This is a genomic window from Burkholderia puraquae (assembly GCF_002099195.1).
GTDB lineage: Bacteria > Pseudomonadota > Gammaproteobacteria > Burkholderiales > Burkholderiaceae > Burkholderia > Burkholderia puraquae.
This window is the reverse complement of sequence record NZ_NBYX01000003.1, coordinates 184,463-208,342: the sequence shown is the minus strand read 5'-3', so window position 1 is coordinate 208,342 and position 23,880 is coordinate 184,463. Positions and strand designations below refer to the sequence as shown.

Here is a 23,880-nt window from a genome sequence, read left to right as displayed (position 1 = left end):
CTGATTGCTATTGCCGCTTGCCGCGCGCGACTTCGTCGCCGGCGCCGGGCGGCAGCCGCCGCGTGATCGGAATCGACGCGAACGAGCACAGCCCGACCACGACGAACGCGGGCCAGAAATCCGACCACACCATCTTCTGATGACCCTGCAGCCAGTGCGAAATATGCAGCACGAGGCCGGCCACCGTCACGCCGAGACCAAGCGACATCTGCTGCACGACACTGCCGAGGCTCGTCGCGCGGCCTGCATCGCGCGGTGAGATGTCCGCGTAGATCATCGAGTTCAGGCTCGTGAACTGCAGCGCGGGGAAGATGCCGCCGACGAGCACGATCAGCCAGATCGCCCAGGTCGCCATGCCGGGATGGAACACGCCGTACGCGGCGATCGCGAGCCCCGCGAATGCCGCGTTGTAGATCAGCACCGTACGGAAGCCGAAGCGGCGCAGCGTATGGGTGGCCGTCGAGCGGCTCATCGCGCCGCCGAACGCGGACGCGCACGTGATGAGCCCCGAATGGAACGCGCTCATGCCGAGCCCTTCCTGCAGGGCGAGCGGCAGCAGGAACGGCACCGCGCCGAGGCCGATGCGGAACAGCGACCCGCCGACGACGCTCGCGTGATACGTCGGGATCTTGAGGAAGCTGAGGTCGAGCACCGGCCGCTCCTTGCGTCGCGCATACGGCACGTAGAGCGCGAGCAGGACGGTGCCGGCCGCGCACATGACGAGCGCGTTCGAGCGCGACGTGAGCGAACCGTCGATCAGCGTGAGGCCCATCAGCAGCAGCGCGGCGCCGCTGGCGGACAGCAGGAAGCCGAACCAGTCGAGCGGGCCCGGATCGGGCTCGCGCGTGTTCGCGATGTGCTTGCTCGCGAGGTAGATCCCGTAGATGCCGATCGGCACGTTGATGAAGAAGATCATCCGCCAGTGCAGGTAGGTCGTGATGAAGCCGCCGACGAGCGGCCCGACCGTGGGCCCGAACAGTGCGGGAATCGCTAGGTAGTTCATCGCCCGGACGAGATCCGAGCGCGGCACTGCGCGGAAGATGATGATGCGGCCGACGGGCACCATCATCGCGCCGCCGACGCCCTGGATGAAGCGTGCGAACGTGAGCACGCCGAGGGAACTGGACGCCGCGCACATCAGCGAGCCGACGACGAAGATGCCGATCGCGGTGCGGAACACGGAGCGTGCGCTGAAGCGGTCGGCCAGCCAGCCGCAGATCGGAATGAATACGCCGAGCCCGACCACGTAGGCCGTGATCGCAATGTTCAACGTGACGGGGCTGTGCCCGAAGTCCCTCGCCATCGCGGGGAGGGCGGTGACGATGATGTTCGCGTCGACGCTTTCCATGAACAACGCACAGGCAACGATGAGCGGTGCTAGAAAGACGGGCGACATGGGCTGGGCGCGCGGTAAAGACGCCATTATGCCCACAATGTGACCGTTGAGTCACGTACGACAACAGTTGTTCCGCATGTTGCAACAGTCGTCTTGGTTGGCGGGCGGCATGGAAAGAACGACTGCGCAAAATGGAGCGCATGCACCGCGTCTGCGTGCCGCATGAACCTCGACGGCCAACGGCGCGACTGCGTCGTCGCCGTTGGCCGCAGATACGTTCTCGACACTCGCCAGGATCTCGACGATGTCGAAGTCGCGATCCCGGAATGGCCTCTCGCGAAGCGCGTCGATCATGGGTTTGCATGCGTGGCGATCCTGTGCATTCCGGATCCGCACGTCGGTCACGCGTGCCGAGTAGAACGGGGTGCCGTAGACGCGCGGCGACACGCGTTCGCCGTGAGCCTTGCCAATCGGCGCGATGAATTCGCGCAGCAGCCGTCAGCGTTCGGGCACGGGGCGGCCGAGCCATTCGGGGCGCGTCTTCAAGAGCATGAACACGATGAGCGGGATCGCGGTTTGCCGGCGCACGCCGATTCCCTTTTGACAGAGCGGGAGAGCGTTTCTAGAATATGAGCGTTTGCTCATATTCGAAACTCGCATGCCGACCATGTCCGAATCGTCCCCGCGAATCCCGCTGTCGCCCCGCAAGGCGCCGCGTCAGCGCCGCTCGGTGGCCACCGTCGACGCGATCGTTGAGGCCGCTGCTCGCATTCTGGAGCGCAACGGCTTCGACGGTTACACGACCAACGCGGTCGCGGCGCTGGCCGGCGTGAGCATCGGTTCGCTCTATCAATACTTCCCGAATCGCGATGCGCTGACGGCCGCGCTCGTCGAGCGCGAGAGTGCGCATCTGCTCGGCGACGTCGACCGGGCTGGCGCGCTGTCGTCATGCGACGACGTACTGCGCGCCCTGGTGCGTGCGGCCGTCGCGCACCAGATGCGCCGTCCGGTGCTCGCGCGGCTGATCGACTTCGAGGAGGCGCGGCTGCCGCTCGGCGCGCGTACCGCACGCGTCGCGGACAGCATCCACGCGACGCTGCTGCATGCGCTCACGCTGCGCGATGCGCCGCGCGTCGCGGCGCCCGACGTCGTCGCGCACGATCTGCTCGCGATCGTGAAGGGGATCGTCGATGCGGCGGGCGCGCGCGGCGAGACCGATGCGGATGCGCTCGACGCGCGTGCGTGGCGGGCCGTACGCGGCTATCTGCGCGAGTCGCGTGAATCGAAACTTGCTTGATGCGCACGTTTCGTGCGACAGTCGGACCCACTCGCAACACAAAACGACGCGCATCGATCGAAGGCCATCGAGACGAGCGCTCGCGCGAACGAGACCTCGTGCCGACCCACTCACCATCGAAAGGAGGGGACACGTCATGACGTCACGTCGTGCCGCATCGATTGCATCGCGCTTCTCAGCCCGCTTCTCAACGCGCTTGTCGCTCCGTCTTTCACCGCGTTTCGCGCCACCCGTGCCGCGACTTCGCTGGGCCGCTGCACTGGCCGTCGCGTATCTCGCCGTCGCCGGCTGCGCTGCGCAGGCCGACAATGCGAACCAGGCTGCCGCGCAGGCGGCTGCCCAGTCGGCCGCGCCGGCTACGGCCGCGGTTGCCGCCCCCGCGTCGGGCACGCTGCTGCCGCCGCCGAGCCAGCTCTACGGCGACCTGTTCGTCGCGGTGCAGACCGCGCAGATCTATCCCGACCAGAAGACCTTCGTCGACGCGACGCCCGATAGCGATCCCGCGACGATCGTGCAGTTGTATCAGCAACAGAAATCGCAGCCGGGCTTCTCGCTGAAGGCGTTCGTCGGCCAGCATTTCACGCCGCCCCCGGAGGGCGGCGTGACGCCGCCGCCGAACCAGACGCTGCGCCAGCACATCGACTGGCTGTGGCCGCAGCTCACGCGCACGAGCACGACGGTGCCGCCCTACAGTTCGCTGATTCCGCTGCCGAAGCCGTACGTCGTGCCCGGCGGGCGTTTCCGCGAAGGCTACTACTGGGATACCTATTTCACGATGCTCGGGCTGCAGGTGTCGGGCCGCGAGGATCTCGTCGACAACATGCTCGACAACTTCGCCCATCTGATCGACACGATCGGGCACATCCCGAACGGCAACCGCACGTATTACGCGAGCCGCTCGCAGCCGCCGTTCTTCGCGTACATGGTGACGCTTGCCGCGCAGGCCGAAGGCGACAAGGTCTACCAGAAATACCTGCCGGCACTGCGCAAGGAGCATGCGTACTGGATGCAGGGCGAAACCACGACGCCGCGCGGGCAGGCTGCGCGCAACGTGGTCGCGATGCCCGATGGCGCGGTGCTGAACCGCTACTGGGATGCAAGCGATACGCCGCGCGACGAGTCGTATCTCGAGGACGTGACGACCGCGAAATCGGCGCCGGGGCGCCCGGCGAACGAGGTCTACCGCGACCTGCGTGCGGGTGCCGAAAGCGGCTGGGACTACAGCTCGCGCTGGTTCGGCGACGGCAAGACGCTCGCGACGATCCGCACGACGTCGATCGTGCCGGTCGACCTGAACAGCCTGATGTTCCATCTCGAGACGACGATCGTGAAGGGCTGCGCGGTCACGCGCGACATTGCGTGCGTGACCGATTTTTCGGCGCGCGCGGCGCGGCGGGCGGCCGCGATCAACCACTATCTGTGGAACCGCCGCGGCTATTACGGCGACTACGACTGGCAGTTGCGCAAGCCGCGTGACGCCGTGACGGCCGCCGCGCTGTATCCGTTGTTCGCGGGCGTGGCCTGGCCCGAGCGCGCGAAGGCGACGGCGCGCGAGGTGCGCAAGACGCTGCTGCAGCCGGGTGGCCTCGCGACGACCACCGAGAACACCGGGCAGCAGTGGGATGCGCCGAACGGCTGGGCGCCGTTGCAGTGGATCGCGATCGACGGGCTGCGCCGCTATGGCGAACCGGCGCTCGCGAAGGACATCGGCACGCGTTTCCTGTCCGACGTGAAGCATGTGTACGCGACCGAAGGCAAGCTCGTCGAGAAGTACGTGGTCGAAGGCGCCGGCACGGGCGGCGGCGGGGGCGGCGAGTATCCGCTGCAGGACGGGTTCGGCTGGACCAACGGCGTCACGCTGAAACTGCTGGGGCTGTACGGCGAGTGACGCGCGGCCCGGGCCGCGCGCTTGCCCCGCAAGAGAACGCACGGGCCGGACTGTCGCGCGAGCGGCCGTCCGGCCCGTGTTTGCATCAGACCCGCTTTAGAACGTGATCGTCGTGCGCACGCCGACCACCGTTTCGTCGCCGATGCGCGCACCGGCCGCGTTCGGGTTCGGGATGCCGCCGCCCGGACGGAAGAAGTGCTGCAGGTCGGCCTGCATCTGCCACCACGGCGTGACCTGGTACTGGTAGGTCGCTTCGACCACCGTTTCCGCACGGCGTACCGGATAGCCGGGCGTCGTGTAGACGCCGGTGTCGCCGTCGAGGCCGCGCGCATGCGAGCCGATCTTCGCGTAGCCGACCGCGAGGCCCGCGACGTCGTTGTCTCGCCCCTTGAACGGCGCCTTCAGCGTCACGCCTGCGTTGGCGGCGAAATCGACGATATTGCGATCGCCCGGCGCACCCATTACGCGCGCGAACACGCCGACCGAGCGCGGGCTGTCGGCCGACGGCCGCCACACCATCTGGTCCGCAACCGCATAGAGCCCGTAGTTGCCGCGATGGGTGGCAGCAATGCCGTTGCTCGCCGGATTCGCGAGCGACAGGCCGTCGGTGCCGTAGCGCGGATCGTTCGCGTGCTGCGACTGGTACCAGAAGCCGAGCTTGTACGTGCCCGGCAGTCCGGCCGGCTGCGGCGCCTTCGGATCGGCGGGCGGCGCGTTCAGCGCGTACTGCAGTTCGCCGATCACGAATGCGCCGCTGCGCAGGTTGAAGTTCGTGCCGTGCGCGTTCAGCACCTGCGCATCGCCGTCGGTGCGGCCGGCCGGGTTGCCGTCGAACACGCCGACCATCGCGGTCCACGCATCGGCCGGCTTCACGCGCAGCCGCACGCCGAGCGACGACAGCGGATACGCGGGGCCGCCGGCCGGCAGGTCGGTCGACGGCAGCACGGGCCAGCCGAACGTGGCGTTCATGAACGTCGCCGCATTCTGGCTCACCATGAATTCCTGGTCGACGCTCTGCTGGCCGACCTTCACGTCGACCTTGCCGTCGAGCAGCGACTGCTGGTACCAGAGCTCCCACAGGCGCGTGGTCGAATTCGCCTCGATGCCGGTCGCAGTCTGCAGCGTCTGCAGATAGCGCTGCGTGAGGTTGGTGCCGTGAATCTGCAGCGCCGACACGTTGAACGTGCCGCCCGGCAGGCCGACCGCCTTGCCCGTGTCGACGTTGAAGCCGAATTGAGTGAGCCCCTGGTACGCCCCGCCGCGATTCGTGCCGCCCGACGTGTTGTACAGGTACTCGCCGGTTTCCTGCAGGCTCAGCGTGATGCCGTGATCGCCGAGCACGTCGCGCAGGCCGCCCATGTTGCCGAGCAGGTTCGAGCGTTCCCAGAAGCCGCCGGGAGCGGGCGCGGCAGCATCGGCGGCCTGTTGTACGGGAGCGGCGGCGTCGCCGGCGCCGGCCGCCGGATCGGCCGCGGCCGGCGGCGACGCTTGCGCGAACGCGGGCGCGGCGGCGAGCGACAGCAGCAGCGTGGCGAGCGCATTCACGCGGAACTTGCGCGGGACGGGTTCGAGGTAGTTCTTCATGCGGGTTCCGTTGACGGTTTGATTAGTTAGGCTGACGAAACGAAAACGTGATTCGGGGCGTGCGGCAAGGCGGTCGCGCGCGGCACTGCCGTGCGACGAGGGGGCTTACGGCAGCCAGCCGCCGATGCGCCACACCTGCGCGAAGCCGAGGCGCGATGCGGCCGAGCACAGCAGCGCGACGATCGCGACCGCGGCTGCCATTGCGGCGAACAGCAGGCAGTCGAGCGGGCGCGGTGCTGCCGACACGTAGGCGAGCGCCGTGCCGCGCCAGTTGCTGAACGCGTGGGCGAGCGGCGAGAGGCCGGATACGAACGAGCGGTCGCATGCGACATGCACGATGCGCTTGAGTCTGACCGCGAACGATTGAAGAAACATGACGCTGCCTCCGTCCGGTCCGGCTCGGGCCGGACGACGTGATCGAGCGCGGACGCGTGACGCGGCCTGCGATCGGAGGGTGGAACGTAATGGAGCGTGCAACGGACGAACCGGCGATGGCCGGCCCGGGAGGAAGCGCGCTAACCCGACGAATGCGAGCTAGCGGCGAAAGACATGCGTCTGGCTGCTATCTCGCGATGGCTTGGCCGGCCTGAACCGGCATCGAACTGCAACTAGAGCATGTGTCCACGGAGGGACTCCCTTGATGAATTGCGGCGGATTGTATTCGCGTCGTTTGCTGCAGCGCAAGTAAAAAACGCATAAAAGCGACGCACGTTGTGCGACCGCCTCGGCGGCGCGTTCCGGCGCGGGACAGGCAACGAACGGGTAACGGGTGGGCACGGCCGGATGCGCTACCCCGTTGTTCATACGCATCGATCTCCGGTCATGCCGCATGCCCTGAAAGGTTGTGTCACGTGTTTTCAAGGGCAATTCTTTCAGTGATGTGGCAAGCGAAAATTATTTCGAGAAATGGGGTTGGGAGGGGTTGACTTCACTTTCGGGCCGTCCATAGAATCCGCCATCTTCACTCTTGGGGCCGCCGCCTTGGACGCCTGCAGTAGTCGATCTTCGAACGAAATTTCCGCCTGAGCGACCGACGTCCGCGCCTCCCAGAAGCCGCCGTTTGTCTCCCAGGCAAACGGTGCGCGCAGCAGCATTCCGCAGCAAATCCCTACGTGCACCCTGATTCGCGCCGGTTAGCGTGATGCGTTTTCGCATGCGCCGCCCGGTTTCGCCGCCGCCTGGCACGCGGCCGCGTTCGCGCATGCCTTTCCCGGGCGCGCGAATGCCGGCCCGCATGCCTGACGGCGGTCAACCGTGTTCTCCGGAACACCGCACAGGAGCCGCCATGAACGACAGCGACAGTTGTCCCTTATGCCCATTGCACGCACAGACCCTTTTGAACCCGGGTCGCAGGGACAATCCGGCCGACTAGCCTGACACGTCGTTCAGGCCCCGGACTGGCCCCGCACCCAATACGCGGCCGGCACGCCTGCCGTCGCCGCACGGAGCCAGACCATGAACTTCGGCCTTCTGCTGTCGAATCTCCCGCACGTCACGGAATCGCGCAACCACTACGACGCGATGCTGACGCTCGACGCCCGCCCGCGGGTGTTCTCCCGCCTGCTGAACCAGCTGAAATCGTTGATCCGCTGAAAGACGCGCCGAGCGCGTCTCGGCATGCGCACACGCAGCTGCCTGCGGGCAGGCGCCGCGTGCGCATTCCAAGGTCACACGCTCATCGCATCGAATAACCATTAGCCGTACGGAACACATCATGTCCACGCCATCCAACGTTTCTCCACCGATCGCCGTCGAACGCAGCGCCGTGCTCGACGAAGCCCACTTGGGCGACATCCGGGGTGCGCTCGGGACGATCGCGCATCACGACACCGGCTCGCGCGGCACGTGGTGGGCGCGCCTGCGCACGCTGCTCGCGATCATCGGGCCCGGCCTCATCGTGATGGTCGGCGACAACGACGCCGGTGCGTTCGGCACCTACACGCAGGCCGGCCAGAACTACGGCACGACGCTGCTGTGGACGCTGCTGCTGCTCGTGCCCGTGCTGTACGTGAACCAGGAAATGGTGCTGCGCCTCGGCGCGGTCACGGGTGTCGGCCACGCACGCCTGATCTTCGAGCGCTTCGGCAAGTTCTGGGGCGCGTTCAGCGTGATCGACCTGTTCCTGCTCAATGCGCTCACCATCGTCACCGAGTTCATCGGCATCACGTTCGTGCTGGATTTCTTCGGGCTGCCGAAGGTGGCCGGCGTGTGCGTGGCTGCGGCGCTGACGATGGCCGCGGTGAGTACCGGGGATTTCAGGCGCTTCGAGCGGTTCGCGATCGGGCTGTGCGTGCTGAGCCTGCTGCTCGTGCCGGTGCTCGTGTCGATTCATCCGCCCGTCGCTCAGATGTCGCGCGATTTCTTCGTGCCGAACTGGCCCGCGCACGCGAAGCTGTCGGACGTGATGCTGCTCGTGATCGGCATCGTCGGCACGACCGTCGCGCCATGGCAGCTGTTCTTCCAGCAGAGCTACGTGATCGACAAGCGCATCACGCCGCGCTTCATGAAGTATGAGAAGGCCGACCTGTGGATCGGCATCGTGTTCGTGCTGATCGGCGCGGTCGCGATGATCGGGTTCAGCGCCGCGCTGTTCAACGGGCATCCGGAAGCCGGCAACTTCAACGATGCGGGCGGCATCATCGCGGGCCTCGAGAAGTATGCGGGCCGCACGAGCGCGACGCTGTTCGCGGTGGCGCTGCTCGACGCGTGCATCATCGGCGCGGCGGCCGTATCGCTGTCGACGGCCTATGCGATCGGCGACGTGTTCAAGATCCGCCACTCGCTGCACCGCGGCGTGTCCGATGCGAAGGGTTTCTATCTCGTGTATTTCGGCATCGTCGCGGCCGCGGCCACGCTCGTGCTGATCCCGGGCAGCCCGCTCGGCCTGCTGACCGAAGCCGTGCAGACGCTCGCGGGCGTGCTGCTGCCGAGCGCGACGGTGTTCCTGCTGGTGCTGTGCAATGACCGCCAGGTGCTCGGCCCGTGGGTCAACTCGACGAAGCTCAACGTGTTCACCGGCGCGGTGATCTGGGTGCTCGTGCTGCTGTCGATCATCCTCACGGCATCGGTGATGTATCCGGATATCAGCGGCGAAGCGATCGTCGACGTGCTGGTTGGGGGCACCGTGCTCGCGATCACGGGCTATATCGCCACGGTATTGATCCGCCGCAACAAGCGCGTGGTCGAGCCGGCCGTCGATCGCTCGTTGCGCGACACGTGGCGCATGCCGCCGCTCGACACGCTCGAGCCGCAGAACATGACGGTCGCGACGCGAATCTGGATGGCCGTGCTGCGCGGCTATCTCGTGATTGCGGTCGGTCTCGTGATCGTCAAGGTGGTGCAGATGACGCTGCTGAAGTAACGCAGGTCGCCTTCCAGGAAGCGGCGCCGGACCCGGCACCGCGCCGCAACCCGTACATGCCGGCCTTCGTGGCCGGCATGTGCGTTTACGTGTCCGTTTGCGGCACGCCGCGCGCGCCGCGCGGCCGTCAGATCAGCTCGAGCTTCGACGTCAGGTACGTGAGCTGGATCCGGTTCGCGACGCCGAAGCGCTTGCGCAGCTTGCGCAGGTGGTAGTCGACGTTGTGCGCGCTGGTGTCGAGGCGCCGGCCGATCTCCTTGTCGGAGGCGCCTTCGGCGATGCCGAGCAGCAGTTCCTGCTCGAACGGCGTGAGCCCGTTCACCGCGCGCTCGCGCGACGTCGAGATCAGCTGAGGCGACGCGAACTTGTGTACCGACAGCCCGATCGACAACGCCTGCTCGATCGTCGCCGGCGTGATCCATTCGCGTGTGCGGCGCGGCGCGGTGAAGCTCATGAACGCATGCAGCCGCGTGCCGGGCACGGCCATCGAGTACATGATGCCGCTGCACATCCCGTCGTCCTGCATCGTCTGCAGGAAGCCGTCGAGCGCGGCCGGCGTCACGTGCGGGCCGTCGTCGCGCTCGCGGTGTTCGCGGCGCAACTGCTGCAGGTCCCACACGATCGGCATGTTGCATACGCGCGCGCCGAGCGTACGCGGATCGACGTCGTGATGGTTGTGCCGCACGTAGTCGCCGCGATAGGTGGCCGGCGTGAACGCTTCGTGCAGGTACAGGCTCTCGACCCGCTCGCGCGAGAATTCGAGCGCGAAGTACGCGAACGTGGAGAAGCCCGTCAGATGCAGCAGGCTCGCGACGATCCGGTTGCGCTCGGCCGTGCTCTGCGCATGCGCGAGCGTATCGGCGACGCCGAGCTTCGGCGCGTGCGGCTGCGCGACGTCGCCGCGCTTCACGTCGTCGCACCAGACGACCTGCACGGCACGCTCCCGCAGCGCATCCGCGCATGCGTTCAACCCGCGCGACGGGCGGGAAATGGTTGGGGCGACCGCTTCTTCATGCAATGCAATATCGGACATGAGCCATCCCTCGGAATCGACGCGCATCGCCTGGCGGCGGCCGTATCGTGTACGGCATTCGCGGCGGTGCGATCGAGCATCGTTTTGATATGCGCCGATCGTCATCCCTGACGAAACGCGGGGGCATTGTACAAAAATGCTGGTGTGCGCGTAATATGCCGTAATACTAATGGCGGCGAAAGGTTCATATTCGCACGCATATAACGACGACCAGAAAATCATAAAGAAAAGACCAGATCGTGACGGGGCGCAGTTTCACATATTGGGAAAGGGCGGGCTCCTCATGACACATGCTGACGGCGCACCACGCGTCGAATGGTTCTCACAAGCCGATATAACGGCCGCTGCCGCTTATTCGAGCGATTATCAGGCAATCGAGCGCGACGTTTTTACCGGCATTCAAATTACGCCCGGTAAAACCGACTTCGCGCCGGTCGATTTCGCGCAATGCCATGCGCGATTGCGGCAAATCGGATTCAGCACGCTCGGTTACGGCGCGTACGAAATGATCGGGCGGCGCATCCTGTGCGCGCACCTGCTGCGCGACCTCGCGCCGGCCACGTTCATGCAGCCGTTCATCGAAGGCATGCTGTACGAAAGCGACCCGCGGTTCGCGCAGGTGCGGCAGAGCGGCTTTCCGGTCGCGTGGCGGCTCGACGAGATCGAGGCAGCCGCGCAGGGCAGCGGCGACCGCAAGGTGCTGGCGCTCGCCGGCCATCTGCGTGCGCATGCGATGAACAGCGGCGTGATCTTCGGCCTGTCGGCGCCGCGCCTCGACCTGCGTGTCGCGGTGAACGTGACGTCGGAGACACACGGCACCGACTGGATCGACGATCGCGTGATCGGCGGCGCGCTGTCGGTCAGCCTCGCCGTGCATCGCGTCGCGCTGCCGTTCCTCGAGGCGCGCGTCGCGCGCATGCGCGGCTTCGCGCTCGGCGACGAGCAGCAGCAGGTGCTCGACCGTCTCGTGCACGGGCTGTCCGACCAGGAGATCGCGAGCGCGCTGCGCACGTCGCTGCACAAGGTCGGCCACCACATCCGTTCGCTCGAAAAACTCTTCAACGTGCAGAACCGTGCGCAGCTCGCGTACCTCGCCGCACGCCGGATGCCGTCCGACCTGACGTCCGCCTGACGCGCGCGCCGGCGGCCCGGCGCGCGATGGAAGCGGTTCCGGCGGCGCATGCCCGAACGCGTCGCCGGGTTTCGTAGTCCGATCCGATCGTCGCCGGAAAACGCGCTTTCGCGCTACGAGGCGTATCCATTTTTCCGTCGGTTCCCGTCGCTACACTCGTCCCATTCAACGGTCCGTGCGACATGGGGCAGGATTGCCCGTGCCAGCCGGCGATAACGACAGGACAACGGCACGATGGCAGAACCGAAGGCGCTCCCGCGCGACTGGCAGCGGTTGTTTTCCGCCGGCCGCGGCGTGTCCGGACGGCGTCTCGGGGGCGCGTCGCCGCGCGCCGACCTGTTCCTCGCGACCTTCATCGTCGCGGTCGTCGCGCTGTTCATCCTGCCGCTGCCGCAGGCCGCCCTCGACGGGATGATCTCGCTGAATCTCGCCGCGAGCGTCGTGCTGCTGACGGTGTCGACCTACGTGCCGTCGGCGGTCAGCTTCTCGTCGTTTCCCGCGCTGCTGCTGTTCACGACGCTGTTCCGGCTCGCGCTGAACATCGCGTCGTGCAAGCTGATCCTGCTGCACGCCAGTGCCGGCCACGTGATCGATGCGTTCGGGCGGCTGGTGGTCGGCAACAACGTCGTGGTGGGCGGCGTGGTGTTCCTCGTGATCGCCGTCGTGCAGTTCATCGTGATCGCGAAGGGCTCGGAGCGGGTGGCCGAGGTCGGCGCGCGCTTCTCGCTCGACGCGATGCCGGGCAAGCAGATGAGCATCGACGCGGACTTGCGCGCGGGCATCATCAGCGCCGACGAAGCGCGCGAACGCCGCGAGAAGCTCGAGCAGGAATCGCAGATGCACGGCGCGATGGACGGTGCGATGAAGTTCGTGAAGGGCGACGCGATCGCGGGCCTCGTGATCGCGTTCATCAACATCGTCGCGGGGATCGCGGTCGGCACGCTGATGCACGGGATGGATATCGGCGACGCGCTGCAACGTTACGCGATCCTGACGGTCGGCGACGGCATGGCGTCGCAGATCCCGTCGCTGCTCGTGTCGATCGCGGCCGGCATCGTGACGACGCGCGTCGCGACGCGCGATGCGCGGCAGCGCCAGCTCGGCGAGCAGCTCGGCGAGCAACTGGGTGCGCATCCGCGCGCATTGCTGATCGCAGCATTCGTGCTGAGCGGTTTCCTCGTCGTGCCCGGCTTTCCGAAATGGTCGTTCGCGCTGATCGCGCTCGGCCTCGGCGCGTTCGCGTTCTCGCAGCTCAGGCGCAAGACGGCCGCGCCGAGCTTCAACCTGATTCATGTCGCGGGGCGCGTGGGCGCGGCCGACGACGGCCAGCCCGCGAAGGTGTCGCATGCGGCCGGCGTCACGTCGCTGATCGCGGTGTCGCTGTCGGACGACCTGCGCACGGGCCTGAACCTGGCCCACCTGCAGGCCGCGCTGTCGAGCGCGAAGGCGCGCGTCGACGCGGACATCGGCACGGTGTTCCCGCGCATCACGCTGAACGACGACGACGGCGCGGCGGCCGGCACGTACCGGATCTACCTGCAGGACGTGCTCGCCGCGCAAGGCGCGCTGAAGCCGGGCTGGCTGCTGTGGGACGGCGTGGCGCCACTGCCCGAGCGCGCGGAGCGCCAGCCGGCCGAAGCGTTCGGCCCGTTTGCGACCGCGCTGTGGATCAAGCCCGACGGTGCCGCGCCGGACGGCAAGTGGCTGTCGAGCGAAAGCGCGCTTGCCGCGCACGTCGAGCAGATCGTGCGCCAGCATGCGGACGAACTGCTCGGCATCCAGGAGACGCAGGCGCTCGTGCATCTGGTGCGCCGCGACCACCCGGAGCTCGTCGGCGAACTGACGCGGCTCGTGCCGCTGCAGCGCGTGACCGAGGTGCTGCGCCGGCTGCTGGCGGAACAGGTGCCGATCCGCAATTTGCGCGTGATCTTCGAGAGCCTGATCACCTGGGCGCCGAACGAACCCGACGACGTGATCGCGCTGGTCGAGCTCGTGCGCGTCGACCTGCGCCGGATGATCACCGACCGCCATGCGGGCACGACGCGCCAGCTGCGGGTCGTGCTGTTCGAGCAGAACCTGCAGGAGCGGATCGAGCGTGCCGTGATGCGCACGAAGCAGGGCAATTTCCTCGCGCTGTCGAGCGCGGTGAAGCAGGACATCGGCGAGCAGGTGCGCGCGATCGTGCAGGCCGCGCAGGCAGCCGGCCCCGGCGGCCACGGCAATGCGCAGGGCGCCGCGCGGCTCGCGGTGATGGTCGCGCTCGGCGCTCGCCGCTACGTGAAGACGATCCTGCAGCCGGTGCTGCCCGAACTCGCGGTGCTGTCGTACCAGGAAGTCGAGGAGGACGTGCAGCTGCACACGGTGGGCTGGGTCAAGAACCCGCCGGACGACGGTACGGTCGGCGCTGGCGCCGACGTGCGCGTGCCGGGAGCCGTGCAATGACGAGCTCGACGATACTCGACCTGACGCGCCAGGCGCTGATGCTCGTGCTGCTGCTGTCGCTGCCGATCGTGCTGATCGCCACCGTCACCGGCCTCGTCGTCGCGATCCTGCAGGCCGTCACGCAGGTGCAGGACGCCAATATCGGCATCGCGGTGCGGCTGATCGCCGTGATGGTCGCACTCGTGCTGCTGTCGGGCTGGCTCGGCGGCGAAGTGCTGCGCTTCGCGCAGCAGGCGCTGGAACGCATGTTCGTTTCTTCCACAGGAGTCCTTTGATGCGTCGACGCGTCGCCTCGATCCGGTTTCAACCGCGCAGCCTGCAACGGGCCGCGCTTGCCGTGTGCGCGACCGCGCTGCTCGCGGCATCGCTGTGCATGGCGCCCGCGCAGCCTGCGCGCGCCGCGGACCTGCGCTGGCGCAACAAGCCGTTCACGATCGTCGCGAACGGCAAGAAGATCGGCGACTTCATCCGCGAACTCGCGTCGTCGCAGGGCGTGACCGCGGTGATCGACCCGAAGGTCGACGGCGTGATCAGCGGCCGCTTCTCCGGCACGCCGCAGCAGACGCTCGACACGATCTGCTCGACCTACGGGCTCACGTGGTACTACGACGGTTCGTTCCTGTATGTCGATCCGGCTGATCAATCGCAGACGCAGATGATCCCGATCCCGCCGAATGCGGCCGGTGAAATCGGCCGCGCGCTGCAGGCGATGCAGATTCCCGACAAGCGCTACACGCTGGTGATCAACGATCGCGCGAACAGCGTGTACGTGGCCGGCCCGCGCCGCTACGTCGAGCTCGTGCGGCAGGCGGTGGGCTCGGTCGGCGATCCGTCGGCGAACGGCGCGCACGCGGACATCCGCGCGTTCCGGCTCAAGTACGGCTGGGCGTCGGATTTCACGATCAACCGCTCGGGCAAGGAAGTGACGGTGCCCGGCGTGGCGACGATCCTGCGCCGCCTGTTCGGCAAGGCCGGCGGCGCGAGCGCGGCGCCGTCGAGCGCGCCGCTCGGGCAGGCTGCGCGGCAGGTGAAGCTCGGCTCGGGGCTGACGATCGCGGTGCCGCGTCTCGATTTCCCCGATATCGCCGGCGGCCCGCGTGCGGGCGGTTATTCCGGCGACGGCAGCGACGGCGGCGGACTCGCGCCGTTCGCGAGCGCCGGCGGCGGCGACACGCTGCCGCAGATCGTCGCCGACCCGGCGATCAACGCGGTGATCGTGCGCGACCTGCCGGAGAACATGTACCGCTACCAGTCGCTGATCAACCAGCTCGACGAGCGGCCGCGCATCGTCGAGATCAACGTGACGATCATCGACATCAACGAGGATTCGCTCGACAGTCTCGGGATCGACTGGCGCCTGCACACGACGCACGGCGACGTGCAGATCGGCAATGGCCAGAACCCGCTGAACGGCAACACGCAGTACAACGGCGCGGGCAATCCGCCGCTGACGTTCGGGATCGGCACGTCGGAAACCGGGCAGACTGGCGCGTTCCTGCCGACCGGCATCGCGCTGACCGCGTCGATCGGCGGGTCGCTGCGCAACTACCTGCTCACGCGCGTGAACGCACTCGCGCAGAAGGGGCAGGCGCAGCTGCGTTCGAAGCCGAAGGTGCTCGCGCTCGACAACACCGAGGCGATCCTCGAGAACCTCACGCAGTTCTACGTGCAGGTGCAGGGCTACCAGGATTCGTCGCTGTACAGCGTGACGACCGGCACCAGCATCAAGGTGACGCCGATGATCGTCGACGAGGCGATCCGCAACGCAGCCGCGGTGTCGGGCAATCCGCAGAGCGTGATGATGTCGATCGACATCCAGGACGGCAACATCGTGCCGGGGCAGGCGGTGTCGAACGTGCCGGTGATCCAGCAGCGCAACATCGTCACCAAGACGATGATCGACGAAGGCAAGAGCCTGCTGATCGCGGGCTTCAACGACGACGAGGTGCGGCTGAACAAGAGCGGCGTGCCCTGGCTGTCCGACATTCCGCTGATCGGCAACCTGTTCAAGTACACCGACAAGTCGGGCAACCACATGGAGCGGTTCTACCTGTTGACGCCGCGCGTGGTGACGACCGCGTCAATGTATGCGCCCGACGGCTCGCCGGTGAACCCGGGCACGGACGGGCCGGCCAATCCGGAAGGGATGTCGATGTACCGCCCGCCGGACAACGACGTCGCGGTGCCGCTGACGCCGAAGCCGCTGCCCGGCACGAAGTTCGGGCCGCCCGCGCTGCCGCCGCCGAAGGATGCTGCGGCGCAGGCGGCGACGACCGCAGGAGCCACCGCCCATGTCGACGAGCATCATTGATCCGCATGGCGACGGCGCAATGCCCGGCGGCGCGGGAGGCGGCGCGGCCGCGCTCGCGTCGCCGTGGAACCTGTGCTTCCTGAGCGGGCCGATGTACGGCCGCACGATGTCGCTCGCGCGCGGCGCGAACTGGGTCGGTACCGCGGCCGACTGCGAAGTGATCCTGCCCGATCGCGAGATCGGCGCGAAACAGGTGTGCCTGCAGGTCGGCGCGCTTGCGGTGACCGTGCAGAACCACGGCGGCGACGCCTGTGCGCCGGTGCTGTTCAACGACGAGCCGCTCGGCGCGGGCCGTCGCTCGCTGACGCCGCATGACGTCGTGACGGTCGGCTCGATCCGGTTCGGCATCGCGCGGCACGCGCAGGCGAGCGTCGCGCTGCCGGATGAAGCCGGCACGCCGGATACCGCGCGCGAGGCCGCGTGGCTCGGCTGGCTCGCGGGCGGGCTGCGCCGCCTCGGCAGCCGGCGGCTCGTGATCGCGCTGGTCGCGCTGTGGCTCGGCGTGCTGCTCGGCGCGCTCGGCTACGGCTTCGTCACATGGTCGGGGCGCCTGCCGTGGCAGCACGAATCGGTGCTCGCGCGCACGCACCGGCTGCAGCAACTGCTGCACGCGTACCCGGAGCTGGCCGTCGCGCCGCGCGACGACGGCGTGATCGTGTCGGGCTACGTCAGCGATCCGGCCGCGCGCGAACGCGTCGCGCAGATCGTCGCGGGCGTCGACAACGCGGCGCTCGGCAACATCTACGTGGTCAGCGACCTGGTCGCGACCGCGCAGACCTATTTCAGCGATACGGCGCTGACGGTCGCGTATCTCGGCCGGGGCCGGATCGAGGTGACCGGCGCGGCCGCCCGCGCGCAGATCGAGCCGCGTATCCGCAACTACATGAAGGATGCGCGTCCCGCGCTCGAAGTGGTCGATCACGTGCGCGACGCCGATTCGGCCGCGCCGCGCACCGCGACGACGCTCGGCGGGATGGCGGGGATTCCGGAGATCACGACCGTGTTCGCCGGGGATGGCGACCAGCGTTACATCGAGACGGCCGACGGCAGCCGCTATTTCGAAGGCGCGCGGCTGAAGGAGGGGGCGACGCTCGTGTCGATCGGCCCGGACGAAGTCGTGTTCGAGCGCAACGGCCAGCGCATCACGATGCCGCTCGGCGGAGCGTCGGCGAACCCGCCCGAGCAGGCACCGGCGCCGCCCGTGGCGCCGCTCGCGAGCGGCGCGGCGGCCGGGGTCGCGCAGCCGGTGCCGGGGCCGACGCTGTTGCCGGATGGCGCCGTGCAGGCCGGTGCCGCGCCGGCGCGCGCGTCGAAGGAGGCGGCGCACTAGCGCCGCGACAGGTCATGCGCATCGCCTGGCGGGCGGTGCGCGCATTACGCGGGGCGCCGCATGCGTGCGGCGGCTCACGTCGCCGGCGGGGCATGGGGCCGCCGCCGCAAGGTGGATGAAGTTCACGTTAAGGAGCGCAACATGGGTACGCAGGCAGCAGGTGGTGCAACCAACACGAACCAGGTCCAGCAGCAGGCGGACGACCTGACCAAGACGCAGCTCGAGCTGACGAAGATCAACTTCCAGGTCCAGCAGTCGACCGCGACGTTCGAAACCAGCAACGCGGTGACCGCGCAGGAGGGGACGGCGAACGCGCAGGTCGCGCAACACCTGAGCTCGGCCGGCCGCGCATGACGCCGGCCGCCGGCCGCGCCGCGCGCCGCCGTGCGCCGGGCCTGCCCGCGAAGGGCGCCCGGTGGCGGCTGTGCGCGTGCCGGCCGGCCTGTTCCGGGCAGGCCCGACCGATCCGGCCTGGCGCCTGCTTCTCAAGGAGGGCATGGACATGTCAGTGACAGGCGTAGGCGCGGCGCCCCCGGGCGCGGCTGCGCTCGCGGGGGCCGCGCAGCAAACGGGCTCGGCGTCCGATCCGGCGCAGGTGCGCCAGTTCGACGCGCTGATGCAGCCGGGCGGATCGCCGGCCGCGCCGCCGTCTTCGTCGGGCGTCGCGATGTCGCGCGCGCCGGCGGATGCGGCGCCGGCCGTGCAGATGACGCCCGCGCAGGCGAACCAGTCGTCGCTCGTCGAGCGGTTGCGCACCTACGGCAACGATCTCGACACGCGGTACGCGAACATCGACAAGCATCGCAGCGAGATGCTGACGTCGATGGCCGACAGCCGCAGCGATCCGATGATGACGATGGTGAAGGCGATGGATTTTCAGTGGACGGCGACCACCACGATTTCGGAGTACCAATTGAGCCTGTCGGTCGCGCAGGCGGCGAACGGCTTCACGCACACGGTGCTGAAGACGCAGGAGTGATGGCGTGCGCGCGTGCCGCACGAGGCCGCGCACACACGGAAGCGGACAAACGATGACGACGATCGATTCGACGCCGCGCGCGCATGCGTGGCGCAGCCGGGCGGCGCGCGCGCTGCTCGCGGGGCTGCTCGTGCTGCTGGCCGGGTGCCAGAAGGAGCTGTACTCGGGCCTGTCGGAGCGCGATGCGAACCAGATGGTCGCGGTGCTCGGCGACGCGGGCATCAGCGCGTCGAAGGACAACGACGCGCGCGACACGTCGGACCGCAATGCGTGGCTCGTCAGCGTCGCGGACGGCGACATGCAGTCGGCGCTCACGGTGCTGCAGGCGAACGGGCTGCCGAAGCCGAGCTACGCGAGCCTCGGCGAACTGTTCCAGAAGCAGGGCCTCGTGTCGACGCCGGCCGAGGAACGCGTGCGCTACCTGTACGGCGTGTCGCAGGACCTGTCGCGCACGCTGCAGGACATCGAGGGCGTGGTCGTCGCGCGCGTGCAGGTCGTGATTCCGGAGAACGATCCGCTCGCGGACAAGATCAAGCCGTCGTCCGCAGCCGTGTATATCCGCTACCGGCCCGGCGTCGACCTGCGCGCGATGGCGCCGATGGTCAAGGACCTCGTCGCGCACAGCATCGAAGGGCTCCAGTACGACAACGTGTCGCTGTTCCTGCAGCCGGCCGCCGCACGCGCGACGCGCGTGGACGGGATCGGCAGCGCGGTGACCGACATCGTGCGGCTGCGCTCGCCGCTCGGCTGGCTCGTGTTCGCGCTGATCCTGCTGACCTGCGCGGTGATCGCGCTGTCGGCGGCGCGGCGCGGGATGTTCGGCGCCCGGCTCGCGGGCCTGCTCGGCGCGCCGCGCGCGGGGCACGCTACGCCCGGTTCCGGCGGCCTGCGCACGCCGGACGGCGCGCGCGACGGTGCATGAGCGATCCGCACGCGCCGCTGCCGGGCGACGGGGCCGCCGCATCCGATACGGCACCGCTGCCGTGGCTGCAGCCGCTCGGGCCGCCGCCCGCGGCACGCCGTGCCGCGTTTCATGCGCTCGTCTGCGATTTCAACCTGCGGCCCGACCGCTATCTGCACGTGACGCGCGTGCCGGCCGACTGGCCCGCGCGCTACCGTTCGCCGGATGCGTTCGGCGCGGCCGGCCGCAAGCTGCTTGCGCGGCACCTGCTCGATGCGAACGGCGTGGCCGGCCGGCACGACTTCGACTTGGCGAATCCCTGCGCACGGCTCGCGCTGCTGCCGGGCGCGGCGCTCGAGCAGCTGGCCGCGTATGCGGGGCTGTTGCTGCATCGCCCGTGGCTGCGCGATGCGCTGGCCATGCGGCGCATCCGCGCCGAAGTCGCGGCGAAGCTCGGGGCCGACGCACTGGAGCTCGCGCTCGAACGCGCGCCGGAATTCGGTGCGCTCGCCGAAACGCTCGAGCCGTGGCGGGCCGATCCCGCTGCGTTGCCCGCCGTGATTCGCGCGCGCGGCGGGCGGCTGCTCGCGGATTTCATCGGCGTGGCGGGCGAAGCGGTCGCGCGGCGCACGCGCCTGAAATTCCACCGCGCGATCGATGACGAAGCGCCGTACTGGCTGAACCGCGCACAGCGCGACCAGTTCGGCGAACTGATGTTCCTGTTTCTGATTCCCGAGAGGCTTGCGTCATGGGACTGGCTTTTCTGATCACGAGCGACAACCTGCAACTCCTGTCGGAGCGCAAGGTGCTCAAGGAGCGCGAATACGCTGCGCTGCTCGACGCGTCCGCGGTGATCGCCACCGCGCGCGACGAGGCTGCGCGCATCGTCGCCGACGCGCAGCGCGAATTCGACAAGCGCCAGGCGGCCGGCTACGACGAAGGGATGCGCCGCGCGCAGCGCGAGCAGGCCGCGCAGGCATACACGCAGGCGCTGGCCGCCGCGCGCACGATGGAGACGATGAAGGATGCGATGGCCGACATCGTCGTGAAGGCCGTGCGCGCGATCGTCGGCGAGATGAGCACGCGCACGCTGTACGAAGCCGCGCTCGCGCGGATCGCGCCGCTCGTGCGCGACGAGGCGTTCCTGATCGTGCGTATCGCGCCCGGCCGCACGGACGAAATGCGCGACGCGCTCGACGGCGCATTCGCCGGACAGTCGAACCGGCAGAAGATCCGCATCGTCGAGGACGCGCAGCTGGAACGCCATGCGTGCACGGTCGAGACGCCGTCCGGGCGTATCGACGCGAGCCTCGACCTGCAGATCGACGCGCTGCGCCAGGCGATCCGCCGCGATGCGCTGAAGGGTGCCGCGCGATGAACGCGCCGCTCGACGATCCGCAGCCGTTCGGCGACGACGATGGCGCGCCGTTCGATCGCGGCCGCCTCGTCGGCGAACTCGACGCGGGGCTCGCGTTCTTCTCGCCGGTGTCGGTGCAGGGCCGCGTCAATCACGCGGTCGGGCAGATCCTGAATGCGACGGGCATCCGCGCGCGGCTCGGGGAAATCTGCGAGCTGCGCACGCCGAACCAGCCGACGCTGCTCGCCGAAGTGGTCGGCTTCTCGCGGCAGACGACGCTGCTCACGCCGCTCGGCGACGTGGCGGGCCTGTCGCCCGAGACGACCGTCGTGCCGTCGGGGCGCGAGCATGTGTTTCCGGTGGGAGAAGGGCTGTTCGGCCGCGTGCTCGACGGGCTCGGCCGGCCGCTCGACGATCGCGGGCCGGTGACGGGCGCCGCGTGGGTGTCGACGCAGCAGGACCCGCCGAATCCGCTCGCGCGCAAGATGATCGACACGCCGTTTCCGACCGGCGTGCGCGTGATCGACGGCCTGATGACGCTCGGCATCGGGCAGCGCGTCGGCATCTTCGCGCCGTCCGGCGTCGGCAAGAGCACGCTGCTCGGCATGATCGCGCGCGGTGCGCAGGCCGACGTGAACGTGATCGCGCTCGTTGGCGAACGCGGCCGCGAGGTGCGTGAATTCATCGAGCACAGCCTGTCGCCGGAGGTGCGCGCGCGCTCGATCGTCGTCGTGTCGACGTCCGATCGCCCGGCGATGGAGCGCGTGAAATCCGCGCTGGTCGCCACCGCGATTGCCGAGCACTTCCGCGATGCGGGCAAGCGCGTGCTGCTGCTGGTCGATTCGCTGACGCGCTTCGCGCGCGCGCAGCGCGAGGTCGGCCTCGCGAGCGGCGAGCCGCCGACGCGGCGCAGCTTCCCGCCGTCGACGTTCGCGGTGCTGCCGCGGCTGCTCGAGCGCGCGGGGCAGGGCGCGCGCGGATCGATCACCGCGCTCTACACGGTGCTCGTCGAAGGCGACGAGGAATCGGACCCGATCGCCGAGGAAGTGCGCTCGATCCTCGACGGCCATATCGTGCTGTCGCGCAAGATCGCGCTCGCGAACCGCTATCCGGCGATCGACGTGCTCGCGAGCCTGTCGCGCGTGATGCCGCTCGTCGCGAGCCGCGCGCACCAGCATGCGGCCGCGCGCGTGCGCGAGCTGATCGCGAAGTACCAGGAGATCGAGCTGCTCGTGCAGATCGGCGAATATCGCGAAGGCAGCGACCGGCTCGGCGATCTCGCGCTGCGCGCGCGCGACGCGATCGGCGCGTTCTGCGCGCAGGCGTCGGACGAGGACGTGCGCTTCGACACGCTGCTCGCGAAACTGACGAAGCTGGCGAACGATCATGTCTGAAGCCGACGACCGCATCGTGCTCGCGACGCTCGCGCGCCTGAAGCGCGTGCGCGAGATGCGCAGCCAGATCGCACGCGTCGCGGCCGCGCGCCAGCAGGGCATCGCCGCGCAGAGCCGCCGCGCGCTCGATGCCGCGCACGCGCAGCTTGCGCAGCAGGTCGCCGCGAAGGCGGCGATCCAGACGCGGCTCGCCGGCGACGTGCGCGAGGCGCGCGCGCTGCAGAACGCGGCGGCCGACACGCGCACGTTCGACCGGCATATCGGCACCGCGAACGCGTCGGTGAGCGAGGCCGCGCACGTGCATCGCGGCCATGAGGCGACGCTGGCCGACCTGCAGCGCGCCGCGCGCAAGGCGCAGGCCGCCGAGGACAAGCTCGGGAAGGCCGGCGAGAAGGCACTGCACGCGCGTGCCGCGCGGGTCGAGCGCGATGCCGACGAAGTCGCGGACGGCTACGCGGTGCGACGCTTCGCGACGGCCGGCGCATGGGCGGCCGCGGCCGACGGCACTTCCGGCCACGGGGCGGCGCCGCCCGAAGCGGCCGCGGCATTCGATGCGGAGATGACCGCGCCGCCGGCCGATGCGCAAGCCGGTGCGGCAGATCCGGACAACGCGGACAACGCGGCTGCCTCCGCCGCCGATGGCGACGATACCCGCAACGCCCACGATCCCCGCGATCCCCACGACATCGCATCGCCCGCCGTCGCGGAGCGCCGATGCTAGACCCGGCCGCGGGCTTCAACGACGTCGCGGGCATGCTGCGGCCGCTGCTCTACGTGATGCCGCGCCTGTTGCCGATCATGTTCGTCGTGCCGGTATTCAACGAGCAGATCGTCACGGGCCTCGTGCGCAACGGCATCGCGGTCGTGATCGCCGCGTTCGTCGCGCCGGCGATCGACGCCGCGCAGGTGGCTGCGCTGCCGTTCCTGATGTGGTGCCTGCTCGTCGCGAAGGAGGCGATGGTCGGCATGCTGCTCGCGGGTGCGTTCAGCGCGGTGCTGTTCGCGATCCAGGGCGTCGGCTACCTGATCGACTTCCAGACCGGCAGCGGCAGCGCTGCGTTCTTCGATCCGATGGGCGGGCACGAGGGCGGCCCGACGTCGGGATTCCTCAATTTCGTCGCGATCGCGCTGTTCGTCACGGCGGGCGGGCTGCAGGTGCTCGTGCAGCTGTTCGCGCAGTCGTACGCATGGTGGCCGATCGGCTCGCTCGGCCCCGATTTTTCATCGATGCTGCAGACCTTCGTCGTGCGCCAGACCGACACGATCTTCGAATGGATGGTGAAGCTCGCCGCGCCGGTGACGATCGTGCTGGTGCTCGTCGAGCTCGGCATCGGCCTCGTCGGGCGCGCGGTGCCGCAGCTCAACATCTTCGTGTTCTCGCAGCCGCTGAAGAGCGCGCTCGCGCTGCTGATGATGGTGCTGTTCCTGCCGGTGGTATATGCGTCGCTGCATGCGCTGCTGAGCCCCGACAGCGGGCTGATGGCGCTGCTGCGCGCGCTGTTCGCCGCGCACGGCGGCGCGTGAGCGCGACGGAG

22 protein-coding genes are annotated in these 23,880 nt (G+C 68.7%); 17 read left to right on the top strand and 5 right to left on the bottom strand.

Going from position 1 to position 23,880, the window contains the following annotated elements:
* Nucleotides 1-7 precede the first annotated feature (7 nt).
* Both B7G54_RS07845 and B7G54_RS40215 read right to left on the bottom strand, forming a co-directional pair.
* Nucleotides 8-1,396, bottom strand: coding sequence for an MFS transporter (locus B7G54_RS07845; protein WP_085038571.1), 1,389 nt, complete (start codon nucleotides 1,394-1,396; stop codon nucleotides 8-10).
* A 51-nt stretch (nucleotides 1,397-1,447) separates the two neighbouring features.
* A complete protein-coding gene (locus tag B7G54_RS40215) occupies nucleotides 1,448-1,783 on the bottom strand; it encodes a darcynin family protein (protein WP_425266461.1) in 336 nt (111 codons plus the stop codon).
* Nucleotides 1,784-2,003: 220 nt separating this feature from the next.
* Here B7G54_RS40215 and B7G54_RS07835 point away from each other — a divergent pair, with 220 nt between their 5' ends.
* Nucleotides 2,004-2,633, top strand: a complete 630-nt coding sequence (locus B7G54_RS07835) for a TetR/AcrR family transcriptional regulator (protein WP_085038570.1) — start codon at nucleotides 2,004-2,006, stop codon at nucleotides 2,631-2,633.
* Between the two features lie 136 nt (nucleotides 2,634-2,769).
* The gene (gene treA / locus B7G54_RS07830) at nucleotides 2,770-4,521 is read left to right on the top strand and encodes an alpha,alpha-trehalase TreA (protein WP_085038569.1); all 1,752 of its coding nucleotides are present in this window, start codon (nucleotides 2,770-2,772) and stop codon (nucleotides 4,519-4,521) included.
* A 96-nt stretch (nucleotides 4,522-4,617) separates the two neighbouring features.
* Here treA and B7G54_RS07825 read toward each other — a convergent pair whose 3' ends face one another.
* Together B7G54_RS07825 and B7G54_RS07820 are read right to left on the bottom strand one after the other, a co-directional pair.
* On the bottom strand, nucleotides 4,618-6,105 hold the full coding sequence (locus B7G54_RS07825; RefSeq protein WP_085038568.1) for a carbohydrate porin: 1,488 nt from the start codon (nucleotides 6,103-6,105) through the stop codon (nucleotides 4,618-4,620).
* A 105-nt stretch (nucleotides 6,106-6,210) separates the two neighbouring features.
* Nucleotides 6,211-6,480 (bottom strand): hypothetical protein, encoded by a 270-nt coding sequence (locus B7G54_RS07820; protein WP_085038567.1) that lies wholly within the window; start codon nucleotides 6,478-6,480, stop codon nucleotides 6,211-6,213.
* A gap of 1,080 nt (nucleotides 6,481-7,560) precedes the next feature.
* On the opposite strand from B7G54_RS07820, the gene B7G54_RS38980 reads away from it, so the two are divergent.
* Both B7G54_RS38980 and B7G54_RS07810 read left to right on the top strand, forming a co-directional pair.
* Nucleotides 7,561-7,698: a hypothetical protein gene (locus B7G54_RS38980; protein WP_165765561.1), complete on the top strand. Its 138-nt coding sequence runs from the start codon at nucleotides 7,561-7,563 to the stop codon at nucleotides 7,696-7,698.
* A 121-nt stretch (nucleotides 7,699-7,819) separates the two neighbouring features.
* Nucleotides 7,820-9,466 carry an NRAMP family divalent metal transporter gene (locus B7G54_RS07810; RefSeq protein WP_085038565.1) on the top strand — a complete coding sequence of 549 codons (1,647 nt, stop codon included), beginning with the start codon at nucleotides 7,820-7,822 and terminating at the stop codon, nucleotides 9,464-9,466.
* A gap of 127 nt (nucleotides 9,467-9,593) precedes the next feature.
* Here the strand turns inward: B7G54_RS07810 and B7G54_RS07805 are convergent, their stop codons facing one another.
* Complete coding sequence (locus B7G54_RS07805) at nucleotides 9,594-10,499, bottom strand: helix-turn-helix transcriptional regulator (protein WP_085038844.1); 906 nt, start codon at nucleotides 10,497-10,499, stop codon at nucleotides 9,594-9,596.
* A gap of 283 nt (nucleotides 10,500-10,782) precedes the next feature.
* Here B7G54_RS07805 and B7G54_RS07800 point away from each other — a divergent pair, with 283 nt between their 5' ends.
* The 13 genes from B7G54_RS07800 to sctT all read left to right on the top strand — a co-directional run bounded on the left by B7G54_RS07800 (nucleotide 10,783) and on the right by sctT (nucleotide 23,869).
* Nucleotides 10,783-11,631, top strand: a complete 849-nt coding sequence (locus tag B7G54_RS07800; RefSeq protein ID WP_085038564.1) for a helix-turn-helix transcriptional regulator — start codon at nucleotides 10,783-10,785, stop codon at nucleotides 11,629-11,631.
* 234 nt (nucleotides 11,632-11,865) lie between these two features.
* A complete protein-coding gene (gene sctV, locus B7G54_RS07795; RefSeq protein WP_085038563.1) occupies nucleotides 11,866-14,073 on the top strand; it encodes a type III secretion system export apparatus subunit SctV in 2,208 nt (735 codons plus the stop codon).
* Complete coding sequence (gene sctS, locus B7G54_RS07790; protein ID WP_006480854.1) at nucleotides 14,070-14,348, top strand: type III secretion system export apparatus subunit SctS; 279 nt, start codon at nucleotides 14,070-14,072, stop codon at nucleotides 14,346-14,348. Before sctV ends, sctS begins: the two co-directional genes overlap by 4 nt.
* Nucleotides 14,348-16,384, top strand: a complete 2,037-nt coding sequence (sctC, locus tag B7G54_RS07785; RefSeq protein ID WP_085038562.1) for a type III secretion system outer membrane ring subunit SctC — start codon at nucleotides 14,348-14,350, stop codon at nucleotides 16,382-16,384. The genes sctS and sctC overlap by 1 nt, the downstream gene beginning before the upstream one ends.
* Nucleotides 16,365-17,714 (top strand): type III secretion system inner membrane ring subunit SctD, encoded by a 1,350-nt coding sequence (gene sctD, locus B7G54_RS07780; RefSeq protein WP_085038561.1) that lies wholly within the window; start codon nucleotides 16,365-16,367, stop codon nucleotides 17,712-17,714. The genes sctC and sctD overlap by 20 nt, the downstream gene beginning before the upstream one ends.
* 141 nt (nucleotides 17,715-17,855) lie before the next feature.
* A complete protein-coding gene (locus B7G54_RS07775; protein WP_034180511.1) occupies nucleotides 17,856-18,068 on the top strand; it encodes a hypothetical protein in 213 nt (70 codons plus the stop codon).
* Nucleotides 18,069-18,216: 148 nt separating this feature from the next.
* A complete protein-coding gene (locus tag B7G54_RS07770; RefSeq protein ID WP_085038843.1) occupies nucleotides 18,217-18,693 on the top strand; it encodes a hypothetical protein in 477 nt (158 codons plus the stop codon).
* 52 nt (nucleotides 18,694-18,745) lie between these two features.
* Complete coding sequence (gene sctJ / locus B7G54_RS07765; RefSeq protein WP_085038560.1) at nucleotides 18,746-19,615, top strand: type III secretion system inner membrane ring lipoprotein SctJ; 870 nt, start codon at nucleotides 18,746-18,748, stop codon at nucleotides 19,613-19,615.
* The gene (locus B7G54_RS07760; protein WP_085038559.1) at nucleotides 19,612-20,361 is read left to right on the top strand and encodes a SctK family type III secretion system sorting platform protein; all 750 of its coding nucleotides are present in this window, start codon (nucleotides 19,612-19,614) and stop codon (nucleotides 20,359-20,361) included. Before sctJ ends, B7G54_RS07760 begins: the two co-directional genes overlap by 4 nt.
* Nucleotides 20,343-20,972: a type III secretion system stator protein SctL gene (gene sctL, locus B7G54_RS07755; RefSeq protein WP_085038558.1), complete on the top strand. Its 630-nt coding sequence runs from the start codon at nucleotides 20,343-20,345 to the stop codon at nucleotides 20,970-20,972. Before B7G54_RS07760 ends, sctL begins: the two co-directional genes overlap by 19 nt.
* Nucleotides 20,969-22,345 carry a type III secretion system ATPase SctN gene (gene sctN / locus B7G54_RS07750; protein WP_085038557.1) on the top strand — a complete coding sequence of 459 codons (1,377 nt, stop codon included), beginning with the start codon at nucleotides 20,969-20,971 and terminating at the stop codon, nucleotides 22,343-22,345. The genes sctL and sctN overlap by 4 nt, the downstream gene beginning before the upstream one ends.
* Complete coding sequence (locus tag B7G54_RS07745) at nucleotides 22,338-23,066, top strand: hypothetical protein (RefSeq protein WP_085038556.1); 729 nt, start codon at nucleotides 22,338-22,340, stop codon at nucleotides 23,064-23,066. Before sctN ends, B7G54_RS07745 begins: the two co-directional genes overlap by 8 nt.
* A complete protein-coding gene (gene sctT / locus B7G54_RS07740) occupies nucleotides 23,060-23,869 on the top strand; it encodes a type III secretion system export apparatus subunit SctT (protein ID WP_085038555.1) in 810 nt (269 codons plus the stop codon). The genes B7G54_RS07745 and sctT overlap by 7 nt, the downstream gene beginning before the upstream one ends.
* Nucleotides 23,870-23,880 lie beyond the last annotated feature (11 nt).

Excerpts from the sequence above, each read along its gene's own strand:
- B7G54_RS07845 (WP_085038571.1), bottom strand. The coding sequence starts at position 1,396 with ATGTCGCCCGTCTTTCTAGCACCGCTCATCGTTGCCTGTGCGTTGTTC.
- B7G54_RS07835 (WP_085038570.1), top strand. The coding sequence starts at position 2,004 with ATGTCCGAATCGTCCCCGCGAATCCCGCTGTCGCCCCGCAAGGCGCCG.
- treA (WP_085038569.1), top strand. The coding sequence starts at position 2,770 with ATGACGTCACGTCGTGCCGCATCGATTGCATCGCGCTTCTCAGCCCGC.
- B7G54_RS07825 (WP_085038568.1), bottom strand. The coding sequence starts at position 6,105 with ATGAAGAACTACCTCGAACCCGTCCCGCGCAAGTTCCGCGTGAATGCG.
- B7G54_RS07820 (WP_085038567.1), bottom strand. The coding sequence starts at position 6,480 with ATGTTTCTTCAATCGTTCGCGGTCAGACTCAAGCGCATCGTGCATGTC.
- B7G54_RS38980 (WP_165765561.1), top strand. The coding sequence starts at position 7,561 with ATGAACTTCGGCCTTCTGCTGTCGAATCTCCCGCACGTCACGGAATCG.
- B7G54_RS07810 (WP_085038565.1), top strand. The coding sequence starts at position 7,820 with ATGTCCACGCCATCCAACGTTTCTCCACCGATCGCCGTCGAACGCAGC.
- B7G54_RS07805 (WP_085038844.1), bottom strand. The coding sequence starts at position 10,499 with ATGTCCGATATTGCATTGCATGAAGAAGCGGTCGCCCCAACCATTTCC.
- B7G54_RS07800 (WP_085038564.1), top strand. The coding sequence starts at position 10,783 with ATGACACATGCTGACGGCGCACCACGCGTCGAATGGTTCTCACAAGCC.
- sctV (WP_085038563.1), top strand. The coding sequence starts at position 11,866 with ATGGCAGAACCGAAGGCGCTCCCGCGCGACTGGCAGCGGTTGTTTTCC.
- sctS (WP_006480854.1), top strand. The coding sequence starts at position 14,070 with ATGACGAGCTCGACGATACTCGACCTGACGCGCCAGGCGCTGATGCTC.
- sctC (WP_085038562.1), top strand. The coding sequence starts at position 14,348 with ATGCGTCGACGCGTCGCCTCGATCCGGTTTCAACCGCGCAGCCTGCAA.
- sctD (WP_085038561.1), top strand. The coding sequence starts at position 16,365 with ATGTCGACGAGCATCATTGATCCGCATGGCGACGGCGCAATGCCCGGC.
- B7G54_RS07775 (WP_034180511.1), top strand. The coding sequence starts at position 17,856 with ATGGGTACGCAGGCAGCAGGTGGTGCAACCAACACGAACCAGGTCCAG.
- B7G54_RS07770 (WP_085038843.1), top strand. The coding sequence starts at position 18,217 with ATGTCAGTGACAGGCGTAGGCGCGGCGCCCCCGGGCGCGGCTGCGCTC.
- sctJ (WP_085038560.1), top strand. The coding sequence starts at position 18,746 with ATGACGACGATCGATTCGACGCCGCGCGCGCATGCGTGGCGCAGCCGG.
- B7G54_RS07760 (WP_085038559.1), top strand. The coding sequence starts at position 19,612 with ATGAGCGATCCGCACGCGCCGCTGCCGGGCGACGGGGCCGCCGCATCC.
- sctL (WP_085038558.1), top strand. The coding sequence starts at position 20,343 with ATGGGACTGGCTTTTCTGATCACGAGCGACAACCTGCAACTCCTGTCG.
- sctN (WP_085038557.1), top strand. The coding sequence starts at position 20,969 with ATGAACGCGCCGCTCGACGATCCGCAGCCGTTCGGCGACGACGATGGC.
- B7G54_RS07745 (WP_085038556.1), top strand. The coding sequence starts at position 22,338 with ATGTCTGAAGCCGACGACCGCATCGTGCTCGCGACGCTCGCGCGCCTG.
- sctT (WP_085038555.1), top strand. The coding sequence starts at position 23,060 with ATGCTAGACCCGGCCGCGGGCTTCAACGACGTCGCGGGCATGCTGCGG.